Below are 21,177 nucleotides of genomic sequence, written 5' to 3' on the forward strand. Positions count from 1 at the left end.
CCCTGGCTGCGGCCGGGCCCGGTCAGAGCGCCAGGACGATACGGCCGGACGTCGCGCCGGCGTCCTGACGCGACCAGGCGTCCCCGACCGAGGCGAACGGCACGATCTCGTGGTCGACGGTGAGGCGGCCGGCTGCGGCGTGCCCGGCCACGACGGCCAGCGCCGCCGCCCGCTGCGCGGTCGACAGGCCGTTGTTGGTGTAGCCGATCATCCGCAGCGACCCGCTGCGCAGCACCGCGGACTCGATGGGCGCGGTCGCACCCGCGGCGCTGCCCAGGTTGACGAGGCGGCCACCCGGGCGCAGCACCCGCAGCGCCGCCGCGGCCGGGACGCCGAAGACCGGATCGAGGACGAGGTCGACCGGGCCGTCGGCGGCGTCGCGCAGCCGGTCGGCCATCGACGCGACGTCGTCGTCGGGGAACAGCGGGACGGAGACCGCAGCGCCGAGCGCCTCGGCCCGGGCCCGCGCCGAGGCGGAGCGGGCCACGGCGATCACCCGGCGCGCCCCGCCGAGCAGGGCCAGCTGGACGGCCGCCTGGCCGACCACACCGCCGGCGCCGAGCACGACGACCTGCTCACCGGCCGCCAGGTCGCCGGCGTGGGTCAGGGCGGCGTGCGCGGCGACCGCGGAGAGGCCGAGGGCGGCGAGCAGGGTCAGGGGTACGTCGGGAGGCAGCGCCACCACGTCGGCGGAGGGAACCGCGACCGTGGTCGCCATGCTGCCGTCGACTCCGGGCCGCATCCCGGCCGACGTGCCGAACCACACGGCGTTCCCGTCGGCGAGCCGGCCGACACCCTGCACGCCCGGCACGTACGGCGTCGTCGGCCGGCCGAAGTAGCTGGTGCCGGTGGCGCAGAGCACGTCGAGCGGGGTGATCGGCACAGCCTCGACGGTGACCGTGACCTCGCCGTCTTCCGGCACGGGCGCCGGCCGCTCGACGATCGTCGGCGGCGTGCCGCACGCGGTGAGCAGGGCCGCGCGTATCACGTGGCGATGTCCGGGTAGGGCAACGCGAAGTGCGCCAGCCGCAGACCGTAGGACTTCTGGTACTCCAGCGGCTCGGTGTTGTCCCGCTCGAAGAGGGCGATGAACAGGGTCAGGGTCAGAAACGGGTGCGCGCCCAGCTCGAAGAGCTTCACGTGGTCGTGGGTCGCCAGCGCCTCGCGCTCGACGTCGTCGAAGCGCAGCCAGGTGGTCGACTCGCCGGTGTGGCAGTTGAGGACGGCGTTGGCGCGTTCGGCCTCCCACCAGGCGACCAGCTCACGCGGCTCGTGGCGGTACCGCTCGACCAGCTCCGGGTCCCGGTCGACCGTGTAGAGGAACTTGTTCAGCAGGTACCTGCTCATGCCGTCGGCGCTCCGTTCGGGTACCAAGTGAAGTACGCCTCCATGGTGTGGAACAGGTCGAGGGTGTCGACGTGGTCGGCCTTCGCGCCGGCGCCGGCCACGCCCATCATGAGCATGAAGTCCATGAAGCCGTGGGTGGCGTTGCCGGGTGCGTGCAGGCTGTCCAGCGTGACCTCGCGCAGGCACCCGTCGAGGTCGCCGTTGGCGATCCACTCGACGGCCCGCTGGTCGAACTCCGGGTCCGGGCCGTGCGGCCCGAACTGCCGGGGCCCGCCCAGCTCCAACGAGAGGTGGCCGGTGCCGATGACGGCCACCCGCAGGTGCGAGGGCCACGACTCGACGATCTCCCGGATCGCCTCGCCGAGCTGGACGAAGCGCTTCGGCTGCGGCAGGGGCGGCGCGAAGATGTTCGTGTAGATCGGGACGATCGGCAGGTCGGCCTCGGGCCGCAGCGTGATGATCGGGCAGGTGATGCTGTGGTCGATCCGCAGTTCGTTGCTGAACGCGAGGTCGAAGCCGGCGTCGAGGCCAGCCCGCAGGATGTGCCCGGACAGGTCCTCCTGGCCCTTGAGCAGCATCCGGGGCAGGCCGAACTCGCGCTCCTCGTTGTACCAGTTGGCGTCGTAGCTGGGCGCCTTGCCGACCAGGAACTGCGGCATGTTGTCCAGCCAGAGCTGGTGGAAGTGGTCCGAGCCCACCATCACCAGCACGTCGGGCCTGGCCCGGGTCAACGTCTCCCGGAAGGCCAGGATCTTGCTGGTCCACTCGTCCGCGAACGGTGGCCGGTCCTCGCCGGTCGCCGTGCTGGCCCGGTAGTAGAACGGGTGGTGGGTGGAGGCGATGACCGCGACGACGGTGGCCATGCCACTCCTTTCGCTGAGAGGGGGCTCAGGGTTCGTAGACGGCGTTGCGGTCCACGGTGCGGTAGATCTCCATGCCGAGCGGGCGGCGCCGCTCCTCGGCGAGGTGCCCGAGCAACCCGGCCGCCCGGGCGAGCAGGGCGAAGCCGCGCAGCATCTCGACGGGGAGCCCGAGGTCGGCGAGGGCCGCGCCGCAGACCCCGGCGCCGTTGAGCGGCAGGCTTCGGCCGAGCACCTGCGGGTGCACGCGTCCGATCGCCTCGAACAGCCGCAGGTGGGGGCCGTGCAGGCCCTCCTCGGTGGCGATCTGGATCAGGACGGGAGTGCGGGGGTCCTGCTCCTTGTGGACGGGGTGCCCGAGCCCGGGGACCAGCCGGCGCTCCTGCCGTGCCCGGGTGACCGCGTCGAGTGCCACCGCGTCGTAGTCGGTGACCTCGCCGGCCTGCGCGAGCGTGTCGGCGAGGAAGCGTCCACAGTCCTCGGTGACGCCGAGGAAGCGGGAGCCACCGCCGAGCAGGCCGGCGGCGAGCGCGCCCTGGAGTGACTCGGGCGCGGAGAGGTAGGTGAGCCGGGCGGCGATCGCCGTGGGCGTGAACCCGTGGTCGGCGAGCGCCACGAGCACCGCCTCGAAGACCCGTACCTCGCCCGGGGTGGGCCGGCGGCCGGCGACCAGCCAGTACGCCAGCTCACCGAAGCCGACACTGCCCATCAGGTCGGCGGCCAGGTCCTGCCCGAGCAGCGAGATCGTGGTCGGGTCGGACGTGCCGATCCCGGTCGGGAAGCTCAGCTCTTCAGCCACGCGCGGATCTCCTCGCCGTGCTCGTCGAGCCCGGGCGGCGGCAGCTCGTACCGGGCGGGGGTGTCGGAGAAGGTGATGGGGTTGCGGACGCCGGGCACGTCGCCGACGGCGACGACCGGGTCGAGCCCCAGCTCCTGGGCGAGCGCCACGCCGCCGTCGATGGTGTTGATCGGCGCGCAGGGGACGCCGGCGGCCAGCAGGTCCCGGAACCACTCGTCCTTGGTGCGTTTGGCGAGCCGCTCGACGAGCAACGGCCGCAGCTGCTCGCGGTTGGCGGTGCGGTCCTGGTTGCGCCCGAACCGTGGGTCGTCGGGCAGGCCGGGCAGGTCGAGCACCTGGCACAGCTTGCGGAACTGCCCGTCGTTGCCGGCGATGACGATAAGCTCGCCGTCCGCGGTGGGCAGCGGCTCGTACGGGAAGAGGCTGGGGTGCGCGTTGCCCATCCGGAACGGCACGGTGCCGCCGGCGACGTAGCCGCTGGAGTGGTTGACCAGGCCGGACAGCGCGGAGCTGAGCAGGTTGACCTCGACGTGCTGACCCCGCCCGGTCGTCGTGCGGTGGTGCAGGGCGGCGAGGATGCCGATACTCGCGTGCAGGCCGGCCATCACGTCGAACACGGAGATCCCGGCCCGGTACGGAGGGCCGTCCGGGGCCCCGGTGAGGCTCATCAGGCCCGAGATCGCCTGCACCATCAGGTCGTAGCCGGGGAAGTCGGCTCCGGCGCCGGTGCCGAAACCGCTGATGCTCGCGTACACGACCTTCTCGTTGCCGGCGGTGACCGTGTCGTAGTCCAGGCCGAACCGGGCGAGGCCACCGGGTCGGAAGTTCTCGATCAGCACGTCGGCGCGCCGGGCCAGCTCCTGCGCGGCCGTCAGGTCGTCCGGGTTCTTCAGGTCGAGGGCGATCGATCGCTTGTTGCGGTTGATGCCCAGGTAGTACGTCGAGACGCCGTCGCGGGTGGGCGGCATCCAGGTGCGCGTGTCGTCGCCCCCGGGGCTCTCCACCTTGATCACCTGAGCGCCCAGGTCCGCCAGGAGCATCGTGGCGTACGGCCCGGCGAGGATCCGGGAGAAGTCCGCGACGAGCAGGCCGGCCAGTGGCCCCGTCGAATGCTGCACCATGTTTCCGCCCGTCCTGCGGACGCCTGTCCGCCGAGACAGCTTGCGCCACCCGCAGGGCCCTGTCAACGGCGAGTTGATCAGCCGAAAAGGCCCTATTGACACGACTCGTGACCGAGACCACACTTGCGCCACTCGGGCTGCCCGCACAGCGGACAGCAGTCCGAACCCCTCGTACCTGGGAAGGAATGGGTGGCGATGAGCGCAACCGACCGGCCGGTGGTCTTCCGCAACGGCCTGGTTCTCACCATGGACGACGCACACACGGTGCTGCCCGGCGCCGACGTGCTGGTCGTCGGCGGCCGGATCGCGGAGGTCGGGGTCGGCCTCAGCGCCCCCGACGACGCCCTGGAGATCGACGCCGCCGGCGGCATCGTCATGCCGGGAATGGTCGACACCCACCGGCACATGTGGCAGACCGCCATGCGGGGCTACGGCGCCGACTGGACCCTCACGCAGTACTTCGTCTGGTACTACCTCGAATCCGGCAAGCTGTTCCGGCCGGAGGACGTGTACGCAGGCAACCTGCTCGCCGCGATCGAGGCCGTCGACGCGGGCGTCACCACCACCGTCGACTGGTCGCACGGCCTCCAGACGCCCGATCACGCCGACGCGGCCGTCGACGCCCTCGAGGCGGTCGACGGACGGTTCGTGCTCGCCTACGGCAACATCCAGCAGGGCCCGTGGGAGTGGGCGACCTCGCCGGAGTTCCGTGACTTCCACCGCCGCCGCATCGACGGCGGCCGGCTGGCCGGCTTCCAGATGGCGTTCGACGTCACCGGTGACCCCGCCTTCCCCGAGCAGGCCGCCTTCGAGGTGGCCCGGGATCTGGGCGCCGCGGTCACCACCCACGCCGGCGTGTGGGGCGCCACCAACGACGACGGCATCCGGCTGATGCACGAGCACGGCTTCATGACCCCTTCCACCGTGTACGTGCACGCGGCGACGCTCACCCACGACTCGTACAACCGCATCGCCGCCACCGGCGGCTCCGTCTCCGTCTCGACGGAGAGCGAGCAGAGCGCCGGGCAGGGCTACCCGCCCACCTGGCAGCTGCGCCACCACGACATCCCCGTGTCGCTGTCCATGGACACCAGCGTCTGGTGGAGCGGCGACCTGTTCTCGGCGATGCGGGCCACGCTCGGCGCGGACCGCTCGCGGGAGCACCTGGAGGCGCACGTCAAGCAGGACACCATCACCCACTGCCACCTGCGCGCCGAGCAGGTCGTCGAGTGGGCCACCCGAGGCGGCGCCCGCGCCCTCGGCATGGACTCCACGATCGGCGCCCTCACCCCCGGTCGGCAGGCCGACGTCGTCCTGATCAAGAACGACGCCTCGCCGGTGATGTTCCCGATCCTCAACCCGCACGGTCACGTCGTCTTCCAGGCCCAGCGCGGCGACGTGCACACGGTGCTGGTGGGCGGGCGGATCGTCAAGCGGGACGGCCGCCTCGTCGACGTCGACCTCGCCGCCGCCCGGGCCCGGGTCGCCGCCACGATCGACCACCTCCGCGAGACCATGGGGGAGGAGGCGTGGCAGCGGGGCATGAACCCGGACATCCCCGAGACCGCGATCCTGGAGAATCCGTACCAGTACACCGAGTGGGACGCCGGCTCGGCGCAATGGAAGCATTAGGACATGAGTGACAACGGAAGGGGCGCCGGACCCGACTTCATCGAGGCTCTCGCCCGCGGTCTCGACGTCCTGCGCTCCTTCCGTCCGGCCTGCCCGTCGATGACGCTCAGTGAGATCGCCGCCGCCACCGGTCTGGCCCGGCCCACCGTCCGGCGCATCCTCATCACGCTCGAGTCGCTGGGCTACGTCCGCACGGTGGGCCGTGGCCACGCCCTCACCCCGCGCGTCCTCGAACTCGGGATGGCGTACGTCAACGCGCTGAACATGTGGGACGTGGCCCGCCCGCACATGGTGAAGCTCGTCGCGCAGACCAACGAGTCGACCTCGATGGCCCAGCTCGACGGCAGCGACATCGTCTACGTGGCCCGCGTCGCCGTCCCGAAGATCGTCACGCTGGCCGTGACCATCGGCACCCGCTTCCCGGCCCCCGCGACGTCCATGGGCAAGGTGCTGCTCGCCGGGCTGCCGCCGGAGGCGCTGGCCGCCGTGCTCGCCGAGCCGAGCCGCTCGGGGATCACGCCCCGCTGGCAGCCGTCGCCCACCGAGCTGGACGCCGTGCTGCGCGAGGTGCGCGCCAAGGGCTGGGCGCTGGCCGACCAGGACCTCGCCCCGGGTGTCCGGTCCGTCGCCACCGGCGTACGCGACGGCGACGGCCGGGTCATCGCCGCGATCAACGTGACGGTGCACGCCGCCGAGACGTCGCTGGAGACGCTGCTCGACGACCACCTGCCGAGGCTGCTGCGCGCCGCCGCCGACATCGGGCACGACTGGGCGCTGACCGCCGCCGTGCCGGTGGTCACCGTCTGAGGCCGCCGCGCCGACCCGCCGGAGCTGTCCCGCCCACCGCCACGTCCGACGATGAGGTGGTCGACCGGGCCGCTCGGTGAGCGACACCCCGACGTCCGGTTCCAGTCCGACGGCCGATCGGTCGCGCCGCCGTGGGCGGCCGGTAATCCGGCGGCGAACCGTCGGAGCCCCCGGTTAGTCTCTCTGCGCGCGTCGTCGCCCCGGTACGCCGCGTCCCGCGCCTGGTCGGCGCGGCACCGCCGCCACCGCCACCAAACGACGGCTCAACCGACTTCAGGAGAGTTTGTGACCCAGCAATCTGTCGCGACATCGGACAAACTCGACGCCGCGGTGCTCAAGGTGGCGGGCGTCGTCGTCCTTGGCGCGATCATGTCGATCCTCGACGTCACGGTGGTCAGCGTCGCCATCCCGACGTTCCAGAACGAGTTCGACGCGTCGTACGCCCGCGTCGCGTGGACGATGACCGCCTACACCCTCGCGCTGGCCACGGTGATTCCGCTGAGCGGGTGGGCGGCGGACCGGTTCGGCACCAAACGCCTCTACATGGTGGCGCTGGCCCTGTTCACCATCGGGTCGGGGCTCTGCGCCACCGCCGACACGATCGGCGAGCTGATCGGCTACCGCGTCCTGCAGGGTCTCGGCGGCGGCATGCTGATGCCGCTGGGCATGACCATCATGACCCGGGCGGCCGGGCCGCACCGGATCGGCCGGTTGATGGCCGTGCTCGGCATCCCGATGCTGCTCGGGCCGATCGGCGGCCCGATCCTCGGTGGCTGGCTGATCGACACCGCGAGCTGGCACTGGATCTTCCTGATCAACCTGCCGATCGGCGTCGTCGCGCTGGTCTACGCGCAGCTGGCGCTGCCGAAGGACGCACCCGAGCCGTCCGAGTCGTTCGATTTCGTCGGCATGCTGATGCTCTCCCCGGGGCTCGCCCTGTTCCTCTACGGCGTGTCGTCGCTGCCGGAGGCGGGCACCTTCGCCGAGGCCAAGGTGTGGGGCCCCATGCTGGTCGGCGCCGCGCTGGTGGTGGCGTTCGTGCTCTACTCGTTCAAACCCCGGCACCCGCTCCTCGACCTGCGGCTGTTCAGCAACCGCAACCTGACCATCGCCTCGGTGACGCTGTTCGTCTTCATCATCGCGTTCATGGGCGCCGGGCTGCTGTTCCCGAGCTACTTCCTCCAGGTGCGCGGCGAGACCACGCTGACCGCGGGTCTGCTCATGGCCCCGCAGGGCATCGGCGCCATGCTGACCATGCCGATCGCCGGCATGCTGGCCGACCGGGTGCCGATCGGTCGTACCGTCCCGTTCGCGCTGGCGCTCATCGTCGCCGGGTTCTTCAGCTTCACCCAGGTCGACCCGCAGACCTCGTACTGGCTGCTCGGCGGCTCGCTGTTCGTGATGGGTCTGGGCATGGGCGGCACGATGATGCCGATCATGACGTCAGCGCTGCGGACGCTGCAGGCTCACGACGTGGCTCGCGGCTCGACGCTGGTCAACATCCTCCAGCAGATCGGCGGGTCGATCGGCGCCGCGGTCATGTCGGTGATCCTCACCAACGAGCTGAACGGCTCCCGGCCGATCCCCGGCCTGACGGACCCGAGCGGCAAGCCGGTCACCGAGGCCGGGCTGGCCATCGCCTCCCAGCAGCAGCCGGAGCTGCTCCAGCAGATGCCGGTGGACCCGTCGATCATCGAGCGCGGGCTCGACTTCGCCGCCACGTCGTTCGCCACCACGTTCTGGGTCGCGTTCGCGCTGGTGCTGCTCACCTTCGTCCCGGCCGCCCTGCTGCCGCGCCGGCGCCAGCTGGCACAGCCGCTCGACGACCAGCAGGGCGAGCAGGTCAAGGCGCCCGTCGTCATCCACTGAGTCACCCGCCGCCGCGCTCGGTGCCCTCCACGGCGTCGAGCGCGGCGGCGTCCCGTTCAGCGCAGGGGACCGTCGCCGGCCCCGTCGGGGTCGTCCACCACGTGGATCGCGGCTTCCTCCGCGCTGGCGGCGCCGGCGTCGACTCCGGCGTCCCACGCCACCGACTCGGCCTCCTCGTCCTCGCCGAGGCCCTCGTCGGGGGCGACCAGGCGGCCCGCGCGTGCCTCGCGCTCGTACCCCCGCCGGGTCAGCTCGTCCTCGTCGTCGCCGCCCTCGGCGTACGGATCAACGTCCGGCTCCTCCTGGGCGAGGTACTGCTCCAGCGACTCGCCCGCCCGCTCCTCGGCGGGTGTGGTGCCGAACCGGTTGGCGGCCGTCCAGTGGTCCCCGGCGATGATGCCGGTGTCGAGGGGGTCGCCGACGCGGTCGTCGTCCAGGGTGTCGGAGGCGTCCAGCACCCCGTCGTCCTCGGCCACGTTCCACTCCTCGGCGGAATCCATCCGCTCCGTCTGGCTCACGGCGGTCTCCCTTCGGTCGTCGTGCAGGGACGGGGCCAGCCTAGGACCGGCCGCCGGAGCTGCACCCCGAGGGCCGCCCGGTGTGACGGGGCGGGCCCTCGGGGTACGGCGTGGAGTGGATCAGCGCTGGAGCAGCTCCGCCACGGCCGCCGTGAACTCCGCCGGCTGCTCGATGTGCCCGAAGTGCCCGCTGCGCTCCAGCAGCACCAGCCGCGCGTCCTTGATGCCCTCGCGCAGTTGCTCCGCCCAGCGAGGGCCGCAGATGAAGTCGTGCGCGCCCACGATCACCACGGCGGGCACGGTGATCTCACCGAGGTCGTTCCGGACGTCGAACGGCGTCGGGTCCTGCGCGCCCGCCGGGGCGGACCAGGCCCGAACGGCCGCCTGGAACGGGGCGAACTCGGCCTGCCGGGCCCAGAAGTCCGCGAAGTAGACCGGCAGGGCCGCCCGCAGGCCGGCGCTCAGCGCCTCGTCGTCGGTGGCGGTGACGGCCTGCTGGAAGGCGGCCGGGACCGCCGCCGCCTCCGGCCGGTCGGGGTGCCGCAGCGGGTACGCGGTGAGGCCGGCCATCGCCTCGGCCCAGAACTCGGCGCCGGTGACGGGCGAGGTGTCGTACAGGGCGAGACCGGCGACCCGGTCCGGGTGGTCCAGCGCGTACCGCTGGACGACGAAGCCGCCGTGCGAGTGCCCGAGGAAGTACACCCGGGGTACGCCCAGGTGGTCGACGACGGCGTCGAGGAACCGGACGTACGTGTCGAGACGGTAGTCGCCCGAGTCGTCGAGCCGCCCCGAGGCGCCCGTGCCGACCGGCTCGACGTACACCATCGTGAAGTGCTCCTCGAGGCTCGGCGTCCGCAGGTAGGCCCACTCGATGCCGGGGCCGCCGGAGTGCGCCACGCACACCGGGCCGGTGCCGGCGACGTGGTAGACCTGCCGAACGCCATCGACGGTGATCTCGTGGGCGACCGGTGCGCGGACGCCGGCGTCGTGGCTGGTGGAACTCATTGACTTTCTCCCGATCACTGACCCGTGCGGCGTGTGCCGGCACGGCAACTGGTGACTGACGCGGACCAGATGCGTGGGTCGAGAGGAAAGTTCGCTCGGTGGGGAAGGTTTTTCAGACTCCGGCCGGCTGGCGGTCGTCCCGCGCCGGGGTGGGATGGAAGAGCGTCAGGTGACGCACGCGTCCCTCGCGCAGCAGTTGCATCCACAGCGCCCCGGGCGGGCAGTGCTCCGGGTCGTCGGGCGGGCTGATCAGGTCGGTCTCCCAGATCAGCACGTCCCCGCTGGCCACGACGTTGCGCAGCCGCTGCCGTACCCCGTCGGTGAGGTCCTTCGTCATGCCCTGGACGGCCAGGTCGGTGCCGCCGCGCAGGCCACCCGGGGCGAGCATCTCGGCGTCCGGCCACCAGCTCTCGCGCACCACCCGGTCGAAGTCGCCCCGCATCGCGGTGGCGATCATGTCGCGGCCCTCGCGCCACCGGGCGTCGCTGGATGCCGTGAGGTCGCCGTGTGCCGCGCTCGCCGAGGCCCGCAGGCCGCCGGCGAGCACGCGGCGGGCATGGCTGAGCCGGCTGCGGACGGTGCCGACCGGCACGCCGCACACGGCCGCGATCTGCTCGTACGACGAGGCGTCGCTGAAGTAGCGCAGCAGCGTGACCAGCCGGTCGGGCTCGGACAACTCCCCGATGGCGTGCCAGACCCAGTCGCGCAGCGCGCCCCGGTCCAGTGCCTCCTCCGGGGTGGGGGTGGCGGCGGGCGCGGCGAACCACTCCGGGTCGGCGACCGGGACGGGCCGGGGCCCGCGCAGCGTCATCCGGCTGTTGTTGCGGACGATGGCCCGCAGCCAGGGGCCGACGGCGGTCGGGTCGCGGAGGTCGCCGATGCGGCGCAACGCCACCACCATCGCGTCCTGCACCGCGTCCTCCGCGTCCGGACCGTAGCCGAGCAGGCTCAGCGCGACCGCCCGCATCTCGGCCTCGTGCCGGGCCAGCAGCACACCGAGCGCCGCCGCGTCTCCCGCCTGCGCGAGCAGGACCAGCTCCGCGTCACCATGCGCCACGCTTGTTTCCCCCCGAAGGCCGCGGCTCGTCCGGTCTGTGACGTTCCGACCGGTTCAGCCTCCGGCACCGTCCCCACCAGCCTACGGCGGACGGGCGCCAGCGCCCCGGGCCGGCCTACAGGGTCCCGGCCGCCCGCGTGGCCCGGGCGCCGATCTCCCGGAGGTACGCGACCAGCTCCGGCGGCTCGTGCACCTCGAACTCGCAGCCGAGAGTCAGCAGGCGCCACGCCAGCCACTCCAGGGTGTCGGCGTGACTGCGCAGCCGGCAGGAGCGCGCATCGATCGGCTCCAGGTCGACCGAGGCCCCGCCGAGGGGGCCGGCCATGCGCTCGACCGGCGCGTGCAGGGTCACCACGGCCCGGTAGGTCGGCGTCAGTTCGAGCAGTTTCTCCGTCACGAACGCCGCGGCGTCGCGGGCCGGCAGCGGACGGGGTGCGACACGGGTCCCGGTGGATCGCTGGTCGCTGATCCGGTCCACCCGGAAGATGCGCCAGTCGGCGCGGTCGTTGTCGTAGCCCACCAGATACCAGCGGCGGCCCGCCGACACCAGCTTGTACGGCTCGACCAGCCGCTCACCGTCCACGCCGTCGCGCCGCCGGTAGGTGAACCGCAGGTGCTCCCGGTTGGTGACGGCGGCGGCCAGCGCGGTCAGGTGCTCGGGATCGACGGTCGGCCGGCCCCAGGTGAGCAGTGGTTCGGTGGCGGCGCCCAGCGCGCCGACCCGGTGACGCAGCCGGGACGGCAGCACCTGTTCGAGCTTGGCCAGCGCGCGTACCGAGGCCTCCTCGATCCCGGCCACCGCATGACCGGCGGCGGTACGCAGGCCGACGGCGATCGCCACCGCCTCCTCGTCGTCCAGCAGCAGCGGCGGCATCGCCTTGCCGGCGACGAGGCGGTACCCGCCGATCGAGCCCATCGTCGCCCGCACCGGATAGCCGAGGTCGCGCAGCCGTTCCACGTCGCGGCGGACGGTGCGCAGGCTGACGCCGAGCCGGCTGGCCAGCTCGCTGCCCGGCCACTCGCGCGGCGTCTGCAGCAGCGACAGCAGGCCCAGCAGCCGGGCGGGAGTGTCGGACATGGCTCCCAGAATGCCAGCGATGTGTGCCAGATGCTGACCTACATGGGTCGTAGCGTGGCCGGCATGACGCCATTCCGCATCGCCATTCCGCAATCGGAGCTCGACGACCTGCGCGACCGGCTCTCCCGGACCCGGTGGCCCCGCTCGTTGCCCGGCGCCGACTGGAGCCGCGGGGTGCCGGTGGACTACCTGCGCGACCTGGCCGAGCACTGGGCGACCGGTTACGACTGGCGGAAGCACGAGGCGCGGCTGAACGAGTTCCCCCAGGTCGTCACGCGGATCGACGGGCTCGACGTGCACGTGCTGCACGTCCGCTCACCGGAGCCGGACGCGCTGCCGTTGCTGCTGACGCACGGCTGGCCGAACTCGATGGTCGAGTTCACGGAGCTGATCGGCCCACTGACCGACCCGCGCGCCCACGGCGGGGACCCCGCGCACGCGTTCCACGTGGTGGTGCCGTCGGTGCCCGGCTACGGCTTCTCGCAGGCGCCGCCGGCCGGGTTCACGATCGACCGGGTCGCCCGGATGTGGGCCGAGCTGATGCGCCGCCTCGGCTACCACCGGTACGGCACCCAGGGCGGAGACCTCGGTGCGTACATCGCGCCGGCGGTGGCGACCGTGGCGCCGGAGCAGGTGGTCGGGGTGCACATCGACGGAGGGTTCGGCTTTCCGACCGCGGCAGACGTACCGGGCATGACCGAGGCGGAACGTGCCGAGTGGGAGCAGATGCGGCAGTGGATGAGTGGCGGCGTGGACCATCACGCACTGCTGCGGGCCGCGCCGATGACCTTCTCGTACGCCTGGAACGACTCGCCCGTCGGGCTGCTGGCCTGGATGATGCAGAAGTTCAAGGAGTTCACCATGACGGTGCCGACGCCGGAGCAGGCCATCGACCGGGACCAGCTGCTCACCAACGTGAGCCTCTACTGGTTCACCGGCACCTCGGGATCGTCCTCGTGGCCCATGTACGAGCGCCTCACGGTCGCCGACGACGGCGGGTTCGCCTGGCCGAAGGGGCAGCGGCGGGTGCCGTCCGGCGTGTACGGCGGCGGGTCCGCGCTGATGCGGCGCCTCGCCGAGCAGCACAACACGATCGTCCACTGGCCCGAGGGCAACCCGGGCAGCCACTTCGTCGCGATGGACGAGCCGCTGGCGCACGCGGCGGACATCCGCGCCTTCTTCGGCGGCCTACGGTGACCCGCCTGAGGTGGGCCCAGGTGTGCGCCCGGCGCCTGGACCGGCACCGGCTCTCCGCGTCGGCCGCGACGGGACCGGAGCCGGGGGCCGACACGGTCCCTGCCGTGGTGTCCACCATGTGCGGCGCGCACGCCCAGGTCGCCTCCGCCGCCGAACTGTCGGTCGGGCTCCGGGTCCCGGGCGCCACCCGTGCGCTGGTGCGCCAGGCGCTGTGGACGGACCGGACCCTGGTCAAGAGCCGCGGGCCGCGCGGGACCGTGCACCTGCTCGCCGCCGCCGACCTGCCGATGTGGACCGGTGCGCTGTCCGCGATGCCGGTCCCGCCGTACGAGCAGGGCCGTGACCTCCTGACCCCGGCGCAGACCGAGCAGACACCGACTTCCCGGACGACCGGCCGTCGGGGGTCCGCCTGCTGCCCTACTTCGACGCGTACGCCGTCGGCTGTCACCCTCGTGAGCTGCTCTTCCCGGGGGCGGCCGCCGACCGGGCGCTGGCCCGTGGACAGGCCGGCAACTACCCGGTGCTGCTGGTCGACGGGACGGTAGCCGGGGTGTGGCACCACCGGCGCTCCGGCCGCACGGTGCACGTGACGGTCGAGCCGTTGCGGACGCTCGGCGCCGGCCGGCGGCGGGCGTTGGAGGAGCAGGTCGAGCGGGTCGGTCAGGTGCTGGAGGGGAAGCCCTCTCTGACCGTCGGCCCGGTGGAGGTCGGCCCGCACGCCTGAGCCGGGGCAGGATGGGGGCGTGGACATCGAGCCGGTCGACTCCGCGCCCCAGCAGGCGTTCCCGTGGGCGACGCTGCGGCAGCGCTGGCAGGATCTCACCTTCCTGCACTGGCCCGTCGCACCGGACCTCGTCGCGCCGCTGCTGCCCGCCGGGACCCGCCCGGACACCCTCGACGGGGTCAGTCACGTCGGGTTGATCGGCTTCCGGATGGTCGGGCTGGGCCTCGGCCGTGGCCCGGGGGTGCCGTACTTCGGCACGTTCTGGGAGACCAACGTCCGGCTCTACTCGGTCGACGAGACCGGCCGGCGCGCGGTGGTGTTCCGGTCGCTCGACGCGTCCCGGCTGGTGCCGGTGCTGGTCGCCCGTGCGACGCTGCGGCTGCCGTACCTCTGGTCGTCGATGCGGTTGGACCGCGACGGCGACCGGCTCACCTACCGGTGCCGGCGTCGGTGGCCGGGTCCGGCCGGCACGACGAGCCGGATGGTGGTGCGGGTGGGGGAGCGGATCCGCGACCCGACCCCGCTGGAGCACTTCGTCACTGCCCGCTGGGGGCTGCACACCCGCGCGTACGGGCGGACCCTGCACCTGCCGAACTGGCACCCGCGCTGGCCTCTGCACCGTGCCGAGCTGCTGCACCTGGACGACGAACTGGTCGCCGCCGCGGGGCTGCCGGCGCCGACCGGACCGCCGGTCAGCGTGCTGTACTCGCCCGGCGTCGCGGTCCGGTTCGGCCCGCCGGTCGCCCTGCGCCGGCCCGGCTGACCGACCGGTCTCGCCGGGCCGGGCGCTGACGGCGCGTCGGCGTCAGTAGCGGCCGCCCTGCGGCGCGGGCAGGGCGTCGAGGTCGGCCAGGTCCTCGGCGTCGAGCCGCACGTCGCCCGCCGCGCAGTTGTCCACCAGGTACCGGGGGGTCTTGGTGCCGGGGATGGGGACGACGTAGCGGCCCTGGGCGACCACCCAGGCCAGCGCGACCTGAGCGGGGCTGACGCCGGCCCGGTCGGCGATCTCGCGGACCCGGCCGACGATGGCGAGGTTGGCGCGCAGCGCGTCCTGCTGGAATCGCGGCAGGCCACGCCGGAAGTCGTCGGTGGGCAGATCGTCGAACGAGGTGAACCGGCCGGCGAGGAAACCTCGGCCCAGCGGGGAGAACGGCAGGAAGGCGATGCCCTGCTCGGCGCAGTACGGCAGCACCTCGGCCAGCGGGTCACGGGTCCACAGGGACAACTCCGACTGCACCGACGCCACCGGGTGCACCGCCTGGGCCCGCGCGATCTGGGCCACCGTCACCTCGGACAGACCGAGCTGCCGCGCCTTGCCCGCCGCCACGACCTCCGCCATCGCGCCCCAGGACTCCTCGATGGGCACCTCCGGGTCGACCCGGTGCAACTGGTAGAGGTCGACGTGGTCGGTGCCGAGCCGCCGCAGGCTGTCGTCGATCGCGGCGCGGATGTGCTCCGGGCGGCCGTTGTTGCCGATGGTCGGCGAGTTGCCGGGGCCGCCGGTCGGAGAGGTGACCACCAGCCCGACCTTGGTCGCCAGGACGGCCCGCTCCCGGTGGTCGCCGGCCAGCGCCCGGCCGACCAGCTCCTCGTTGGTGTACGGCCCGTACACGTCCGACGTGTCGATCAGAGTGGCCCCCAGGTCGAGCGCCTCATGAATGACGGAGATCGAGGTGTCGTCGTCGCGGGGGCCGGTGATGTCGTATCCGTGGCTCATGCCCATGCACCCGAGACCGATGACGCCGACCTCGGGACCCGCACTGCCCAGCGTGGTGGTTCGCATGCGCCCCACGCTACGTCCGGCGAGCGCGTGGCAGCTCATGGCCCCGGGCTCACCCGAGGCCGATGGGCTATGACACGCCGGAGAAGGAGGCGGTCCGGGACGAGCTGAACCGCTGGATCCGGACCGGCGGCGAGTACGACGCCGTCGTCGACCTCGACCGGATCCTCGCCGATCCGGCCGACCCGGACGCCCTGCGTCCCGCGTACGACCACCGGGACCACCTGCACCTCAACGACGCCGGGGCGGCCGCTGCCGCTGCCGCCGTCGCCGCGCACATCCGCTGAGTCGGCAAAGGCTGATCGCCTGCCGGTGCTCGCGGAAAAAATGTTTGGCGGATGCGTCGAGGACGGTGCTGCCGGCTTCGACCATGGGGTGAGGGCCGGGCATACCGGTTCCACCGACGGGGTGACAGAAACCAAGGGAGCGGATCGATGACGAAGGTGACGACCGGGGCGACGATGTCGTTGGATGGCTACATCGCGGACGCGTCCCACGGTGGCTTCGAGTACCTCTTCCAGTGGTACGCCAACGGCGACGTCGAGACGCCGACGGCGGATCCCGGGATGACCCTGCGCACCTCCGCCGCGAGTGCCCGGCACCTGCGCGACCTCAACGAGCGGACCGGCGCGCTGGTCGTCGGCCGGCGGCTCTTCGACATGACCAACGGGTGGGGCGGCCGGCATCCGATGGATGTGCCCGTCGTGGTGGTCACGCACCGCGTGCCGGACGGTTGGGAACCGGAGAACGACTCGTTCGTGTTCGTCACCGACGGTATCGAGCGCGCCATCGACCGGGCGAAGGCGCTGGCCGGCGACAAGGAGGTCGGCGTCAACGGCGGCACGATCGCTGCCCAGGTGATCCAGGCCGGTCTGCTCGACGAGGTGCACGTCGACCTCGTTCCGGTCCTGCTCGGAGACGGCATCCCGCTCTTCGCCGACCTGAAGATCGCGCCGCTCCAGCTGGACGGGCCGATAAGCGTCGTCGAGGGCGACGGGGTCACCCACCTGGCCTACCGCGTACGCGCCGCGGCCTGACCACATCACGGGGCCGGCCCCGGCTCGCCGGCCCCGGGCCGCCGCCGGCTCCGCGCCCACCGCCATAGAATCGATGATGTTCGCTGCTGTTGTTGTCGGTGGTGTCGGGTGGCTGGCGCGGAGGGCGGTGCGGAAGATGGGACCTGACGAGCGGGAACGGTTGTTCGAGCGGGCACGGGAGCACTCGACGCAGCGAAAGACCTGGGCCGAGGCGGACCGGCTGTGGGTGCGGGTGATCGACGCCTACCGGGACGCCGCGCGGGGATCCGGCCGGGCGAACCGCCGGGACCAGCAGCAGTTGGCCCGGGCGCTGTGGCGGCGCAGCATGCTGCTCTCCGCGCGCGGCAGGGCCGCCGAGGGGATGGCGCCCGGCGGTGAGGCGGTGGCCATCTTCGAGCGGGTGCACGACGCGGTGGCGGCCGAGGGCGGCGACGTGACCGGTCCGGGCCGGGACGAGGCGCTCGCAGAGTTGATCACCGCGCTGGTGGACCTGGCGGAGGTCGCGTTCGCCGCCGGTCAGCCCGCCACCCGGCTGGAGCTGGTGGAACGGGCCGTGGCCGTGGGGCTGCTCACCGTCCCGTCTCCGCCGTCCGCCGGGCGCCGGACCCGGGAGGCGATGGGCACGGCCTATCACAACCAGGCCGCCGCGTTGCTGCACCGGGCCGTCACGCGACCCGCCGCGAACGACACCGCGCAGCAAGCGGCGCTGGCCGGCTCCCGGGCCTGCGAGCTGCGCCAGGGGCTGCTCGACCCGCTGCAACCGCTGAGCCTGTGGGAGATGGCCAACACCTACGGGGTGTACGCGCAGTGCCTGGCGCTGATCCGGGACTTCGACCGGGCCGGGATGGTGCTGGAGCTCGGCAACCGACTGGTGAAGCTGCTGGGGCCGGCCGGCGCCCAGCCCGCACTGAACCTGCGCGTGGCGGCCGAGATGGTGGCCCGGGAGCGAGCGGCGACGGGTGGCCAGACCGGCTCGCGTCGCTGGGGGTGGCGGCGGCGCTGACCTCCCGACCAGCGGGAATCCGCGCCCCGGCCTTGCCAGCGATAGGCGGCCATCGATATTGTGCGCGAAGGCGCCGCCCCGCCTCAGGCCATCACTGTCGATCGACCGAAGCGGGTTCCGCATGCGCACACTGAGACTTGTCACGTCCCTGGCCGTCGCCGGCCTGCTCGCCGGTGCGGTGGCCGTCGCCGCCACGCCGGCCAGCGCGGCGACAGCCGTCTTCTCCGTGACCAACAACTGGGGAAGCGGCTATCAGGGCCAGGTCACCGTCACCAACAACACCACCGCACAGATCACCAGCTGGCGGGTCGAGTTCGACCTGCCGTCCGGGTCGAGCGTCAGCCAGTCGTGGAACGCGCAGCAGGCGACCTCCGGCAGCCGCTACACCTTCACCAACCTGTCCTGGAACGGGACCCTCGCCGCCGGCGCCTCGACGTCGTTCGGCTTCCTCGTCGCCGGCTCCGGCACGCCGGCGAACTGCACGGTCAACGGCACGTCCTGCACCGGCGGGCCGCCTCCCACGCCCACACCCACCACTCCGACGCCCACCCCGACCAACCCGCCGCCGGCCTCCGGCACGCCCGTCGAGTGGTACGGGCAACTGCGGGTCTGCGGCACCGCGATGTGTGACAGGAACGGCGCGCGGGTGCAGCTGCGCGGCATCAGCAGCATGTGGCTCAACTGGGAGACCGCCCCCTACGCCGAGAACCTCTCCGCGCTCACCTGGATGCGCGACAACTGGAACCTCCAGGTGATCCGCGCGGCGATGGGTGTGGAGCCGGCCGGCGCGTACCTGAGTGACCCGGTCAAGGCGCGTACGCAGGTGGAGACCATCATCAACAACGCGGTCACCGCCGGCGTGTACGTGATCGTGGACTGGCACGCGCACGAGGCGCAGCACAACCAGGCCGAGGCGGTGGCGTTCTTCGGCGACCTGGCGCGACGCTACGGCAACCTGCCCAACGTGATCTGGGAGCCCTGGAACGAACCGCTCCAGGTGAGCTGGACGGGCGTCATCAAGCCGTACCACCAGGCGGTGGTGTCCGCGATCCGTGCCGCCGACCCGGACAACATCGTCGTGCTCGGCACCCCGACGTGGTCGCAGGACGTGGACGCGGCGGCGGCCAGCCCGGTCGCCGGCACCAACCTGATGTACACGCTGCACTTCTACTCGTGCACCCACGGCGCGTCGCTGCGCGCGAAGGGCGACACGGCGATCCGGGCGGGCCTGGCGCTGTTCGTCACCGAGTGGGGTGCGAGCAACGCCGACGGCGGCCTCGACGGCCGGGCCTGCCTGCCCGAGGCGCAGGCCTGGGTCGACTGGATGAAGGCGAACGGCATCTCCTGGACCGCCTGGAAGCTCGACGTCGGCACCGACACCACCAACCTGCTCAGCCCCGGCGCGCCGGTCACCGGCGGATGGAACAACTACCTGCACGGCCACGCGCCGTTCGTGGTCGCCAACATGAGGTGACCCGGACACGTCGCAGCTCGTGACGACACTCGGGCCCAGCTCCGAACGGATCTGGGCCCGAGCCTGCGCGGCGGTGAGTTGTCGCTACGGCTGAGCGGAGAGAATCGCGTCTCCGAATGCCACGTGCGCGACATTTTCCTGGTCGCCCGACTTGAGCTCCCTCCCGACACATCGGATTGTCAGTTGGGTAACTTCGTCGAGTGGGATCTGCACCTTCGCGGCAGGACCGAGCTTTGCCGTCTTCGTGCTGCCAATCTGTCGACCGGCATCCGAATAGAAGGTGAGGTCGGCGACGCGACCGGAGGCGCCGGTCGTCTGATCGTCGATGCCCAGCCAGAGGTCGAGAGTCTTCATTCCCGCCACCGGGTACACGAAGTAGGTCCGGGTGCTGTTGCAGCTGAGTTGGACGCTCCGCAGGTACCGCTTGCCCGCCATGTTCACCGGCTCGCGTACGTAGCCGCCGTTTCGATCGTCTGCGTCGAGTTCGTCGAGGTAACGCACCCCCGGAGACGGCTCCGAACTGGTCTCGGGGGGGTTGGTCGGTGTTTCGGGCGCGGTGGAAGGGGTCTTCGACGGAGTCTCGGACGGCGTTTCCGGCATGTAGCTCGGAATTGGTGTCGGCGTGGGGAGGACGACGCCCGGCGGATCCGAGGCAGGCGACATCACCGAACGTGGCTCGTCATTCCTGGAAAACTCGAGGCCGGTCACGTCCCTCCCGAGGGCAAGTATCGTGACCAGCGCGCCGACTGCTGCGACCACGAGGGAGCCTACTGCGACCTTGTGATGATCCTTCAGCCACTCGAAATAGCGGAACACTGCATGCCTTTCCGCAACGTCGGCACGGAGACGTCGTTCAAGCGACACCGGCGCAGCCATTGACGGCGATGGGAGGTTCGCCTGATCAGTCTCGTCTCGGTAAGAATCCGCGTCACCCACCGATCGGTCCCGTGATCGGACTCGTCGGGGATGCTCGGCTGCCCGGTCGGCTGCCAGCGGGAGGCCTCACTGCAAGCGGCGTGCGTCTTAGCGGTAACCCGGAAAGTGACCCGGTTGATCGTCCTGCCGGTTCGGCTGGGCCCGCACGGCCCGCCGCCGAACCTCGCTACTCCACCATGATCGAAGCGGGATCACTGATGTCGGGGTGTCCAGGCCGGCGGGACGGCCCAATCTCCCTGATCTCGTGTCGATCGTCCGGCAGACGAGGTGCCTCGTCGGCGAAGTCGATCCGCATGACCACCCGCCGCAGCGTGGGGTGGCTGACCTCACTGAATCCCGCGTCCTCGAAGATCTGCCGGACCCCGACGTGCGCCTCGCCCCAGGGGATCTGCTTGCCGGCCTCGGCGAGCATCGGGTACGCCTCCAGCGACCGCGCGCCGCGCTCCCGAGCGAAGTCGATCGCGGCGCGGGCGAGGGGATAGGTGAGACCGCGGCCGCGGTAGCCCTTGCGCACCACCAGGCAGGTCACCGCCCAGACGGCACCGTCGTCCTTGTCCTCGTCGCGGCCGATCCAGGGGACCCGTTGGTTGCGCAGTTTCGGGTACGCCGTCCGCGGCTCGACCGCGACCCAGCCCACCGGCTGGTCATCGAGGTACGCGACCAGTCCGCTGGTGGTCGGGGCGTCCGGCTCGCCGCAGCCGGTCTGTTCCCGGAACCTCGCGACCCGTTCCTCCTGCGTGGAGGCTCGCCACAACCAGCCGGCGAGCTTGAACCACTGGCACTGACAGCGGCCCGCGTCGGCCGTGCCGAGGACGTCCTGGAGGTCGTCCCACGACGCCTCGTTGGCGGGCACGATCCGGAGGGCCCCGGTCAGGTCCCTCATGCCGCACCCTCGACAATCGCCTCGATCATGCCGCTCGATTCTGCCCGGGA

The 21,177-nt window shown here is 72.1% G+C and carries 22 protein-coding genes; 10 read left to right on the top strand and 12 right to left on the bottom strand.

The features are described 5' to 3' along the window. Positions 1-22: 22 nt before the first annotated feature. From DKT68_RS10915 to DKT68_RS10935, 5 genes are read right to left on the bottom strand one after another with little or no spacing between them, the layout of a single operon-like run. Complete coding sequence (locus tag DKT68_RS10915; protein ID WP_109817298.1) at positions 23-988, bottom strand: quinone oxidoreductase family protein; 966 nt, start codon at positions 986-988, stop codon at positions 23-25. Beyond that, a complete protein-coding gene (locus tag DKT68_RS10920; protein ID WP_109817299.1) occupies positions 985-1,347 on the bottom strand; it encodes a hypothetical protein in 363 nt (120 codons plus the stop codon). Before DKT68_RS10920 ends, DKT68_RS10915 begins: the two co-directional genes overlap by 4 nt. Beyond that, positions 1,344-2,210, bottom strand: coding sequence for a DODA-type extradiol aromatic ring-opening family dioxygenase (locus DKT68_RS10925; protein ID WP_109817300.1), 867 nt, complete (start codon positions 2,208-2,210; stop codon positions 1,344-1,346). Before DKT68_RS10925 ends, DKT68_RS10920 begins: the two co-directional genes overlap by 4 nt. A 25-nt stretch (positions 2,211-2,235) precedes the next feature. Further along, positions 2,236-3,006: a citryl-CoA lyase gene (locus tag DKT68_RS10930; protein ID WP_109817301.1), complete on the bottom strand. Its 771-nt coding sequence runs from the start codon at positions 3,004-3,006 to the stop codon at positions 2,236-2,238. Further along, positions 2,991-4,127 (bottom strand): CaiB/BaiF CoA transferase family protein, encoded by a 1,137-nt coding sequence (locus tag DKT68_RS10935; RefSeq protein WP_109817302.1) that lies wholly within the window; start codon positions 4,125-4,127, stop codon positions 2,991-2,993. The genes DKT68_RS10930 and DKT68_RS10935 overlap by 16 nt, the downstream gene beginning before the upstream one ends. A gap of 195 nt (positions 4,128-4,322) precedes the next feature. Here DKT68_RS10935 and DKT68_RS10940 point away from each other — a divergent pair, with 195 nt between their 5' ends. The 3 genes from DKT68_RS10940 (at position 4,323) to DKT68_RS10950 (ending at position 8,435) form a co-directional block, all read left to right on the top strand. After that, positions 4,323-5,759: an amidohydrolase family protein gene (locus tag DKT68_RS10940; RefSeq protein ID WP_109817303.1), complete on the top strand. Its 1,437-nt coding sequence runs from the start codon at positions 4,323-4,325 to the stop codon at positions 5,757-5,759. Positions 5,760-5,762: 3 nt separating this feature from the next. After that, complete coding sequence (locus DKT68_RS10945) at positions 5,763-6,566, top strand: IclR family transcriptional regulator domain-containing protein (RefSeq protein ID WP_109817304.1); 804 nt, start codon at positions 5,763-5,765, stop codon at positions 6,564-6,566. Between the two features lie 285 nt (positions 6,567-6,851). Next, the gene (locus DKT68_RS10950) at positions 6,852-8,435 is read left to right on the top strand and encodes a DHA2 family efflux MFS transporter permease subunit (protein WP_109817305.1); all 1,584 of its coding nucleotides are present in this window, start codon (positions 6,852-6,854) and stop codon (positions 8,433-8,435) included. Positions 8,436-8,491: 56 nt separating this feature from the next. Here the strand turns inward: DKT68_RS10950 and DKT68_RS10955 are convergent, their stop codons facing one another. The 4 genes from DKT68_RS10955 to DKT68_RS10970 all read right to left on the bottom strand — a co-directional run bounded on the left by DKT68_RS10955 (position 8,492) and on the right by DKT68_RS10970 (position 12,093). Next, on the bottom strand, positions 8,492-8,953 hold the full coding sequence (locus DKT68_RS10955) for a DUF5709 domain-containing protein (RefSeq protein WP_201748990.1): 462 nt from the start codon (positions 8,951-8,953) through the stop codon (positions 8,492-8,494). Between the two features lie 120 nt (positions 8,954-9,073). After that, on the bottom strand, positions 9,074-9,958 hold the full coding sequence (locus DKT68_RS10960) for an alpha/beta fold hydrolase (RefSeq protein ID WP_109817306.1): 885 nt from the start codon (positions 9,956-9,958) through the stop codon (positions 9,074-9,076). Positions 9,959-10,070: 112 nt separating this feature from the next. After that, entirely contained in the window at positions 10,071-11,015 is a 945-nt protein-coding gene (locus tag DKT68_RS10965; protein ID WP_109817307.1) for an RNA polymerase sigma factor, read from the bottom strand. 115 nt (positions 11,016-11,130) lie between these two features. Beyond that, entirely contained in the window at positions 11,131-12,093 is a 963-nt protein-coding gene (locus tag DKT68_RS10970) for a helix-turn-helix transcriptional regulator (RefSeq protein WP_109817308.1), read from the bottom strand. Positions 12,094-12,156: 63 nt separating this feature from the next. Here DKT68_RS10970 and DKT68_RS10975 point away from each other — a divergent pair, with 63 nt between their 5' ends. From DKT68_RS10975 to DKT68_RS10985, 3 genes are all read left to right on the top strand, one after another. Next, entirely contained in the window at positions 12,157-13,290 is a 1,134-nt protein-coding gene (locus DKT68_RS10975) for an epoxide hydrolase family protein (protein WP_109817345.1), read from the top strand. 412 nt (positions 13,291-13,702) lie between these two features. Next, a complete protein-coding gene (locus DKT68_RS31410; protein WP_236646837.1) occupies positions 13,703-14,014 on the top strand; it encodes a DNA glycosylase AlkZ-like family protein in 312 nt (103 codons plus the stop codon). Between the two features lie 19 nt (positions 14,015-14,033). Further along, on the top strand, positions 14,034-14,777 hold the full coding sequence (locus DKT68_RS10985; protein ID WP_109817309.1) for a YqjF family protein: 744 nt from the start codon (positions 14,034-14,036) through the stop codon (positions 14,775-14,777). A gap of 42 nt (positions 14,778-14,819) precedes the next feature. On the opposite strand, the gene DKT68_RS10990 is transcribed toward DKT68_RS10985, so the two are convergent. Continuing rightward, the gene (locus DKT68_RS10990) at positions 14,820-15,797 is read right to left on the bottom strand and encodes an aldo/keto reductase (RefSeq protein ID WP_109817310.1); all 978 of its coding nucleotides are present in this window, start codon (positions 15,795-15,797) and stop codon (positions 14,820-14,822) included. Between the two features lie 62 nt (positions 15,798-15,859). Here DKT68_RS10990 and DKT68_RS10995 point away from each other — a divergent pair, with 62 nt between their 5' ends. The 4 genes from DKT68_RS10995 (at position 15,860) to DKT68_RS11010 (ending at position 19,308) form a co-directional block, all read left to right on the top strand. Next, positions 15,860-16,081: an SGNH/GDSL hydrolase family protein gene (locus DKT68_RS10995; protein ID WP_236646832.1), complete on the top strand. Its 222-nt coding sequence runs from the start codon at positions 15,860-15,862 to the stop codon at positions 16,079-16,081. A gap of 147 nt (positions 16,082-16,228) precedes the next feature. Beyond that, positions 16,229-16,831, top strand: coding sequence for a dihydrofolate reductase family protein (locus DKT68_RS11000; RefSeq protein ID WP_109817311.1), 603 nt, complete (start codon positions 16,229-16,231; stop codon positions 16,829-16,831). Positions 16,832-16,967: 136 nt separating this feature from the next. Continuing rightward, positions 16,968-17,834 (top strand): hypothetical protein, encoded by an 867-nt coding sequence (locus DKT68_RS11005; RefSeq protein ID WP_146218337.1) that lies wholly within the window; start codon positions 16,968-16,970, stop codon positions 17,832-17,834. 121 nt (positions 17,835-17,955) lie between these two features. After that, entirely contained in the window at positions 17,956-19,308 is a 1,353-nt protein-coding gene (locus DKT68_RS11010) for a cellulase family glycosylhydrolase (protein ID WP_109817313.1), read from the top strand. 84 nt (positions 19,309-19,392) lie between these two features. On the opposite strand, the gene DKT68_RS11015 is transcribed toward DKT68_RS11010, so the two are convergent. Both DKT68_RS11015 and DKT68_RS11020 read right to left on the bottom strand, forming a co-directional pair. Next, positions 19,393-20,184 (bottom strand): NPCBM/NEW2 domain-containing protein, encoded by a 792-nt coding sequence (locus DKT68_RS11015; RefSeq protein ID WP_146218338.1) that lies wholly within the window; start codon positions 20,182-20,184, stop codon positions 19,393-19,395. Between the two features lie 226 nt (positions 20,185-20,410). Then, the gene (locus DKT68_RS11020; RefSeq protein WP_109817315.1) at positions 20,411-21,127 is read right to left on the bottom strand and encodes a GNAT family N-acetyltransferase; all 717 of its coding nucleotides are present in this window, start codon (positions 21,125-21,127) and stop codon (positions 20,411-20,413) included. Between the last annotated feature and the right edge of the window lie 50 nt (positions 21,128-21,177).

Origin of the sequence: Micromonospora acroterricola, assembly GCF_003172955.1 — a bacterium.
Lineage (GTDB): Bacteria > Actinomycetota > Actinomycetes > Mycobacteriales > Micromonosporaceae > Micromonospora > Micromonospora acroterricola.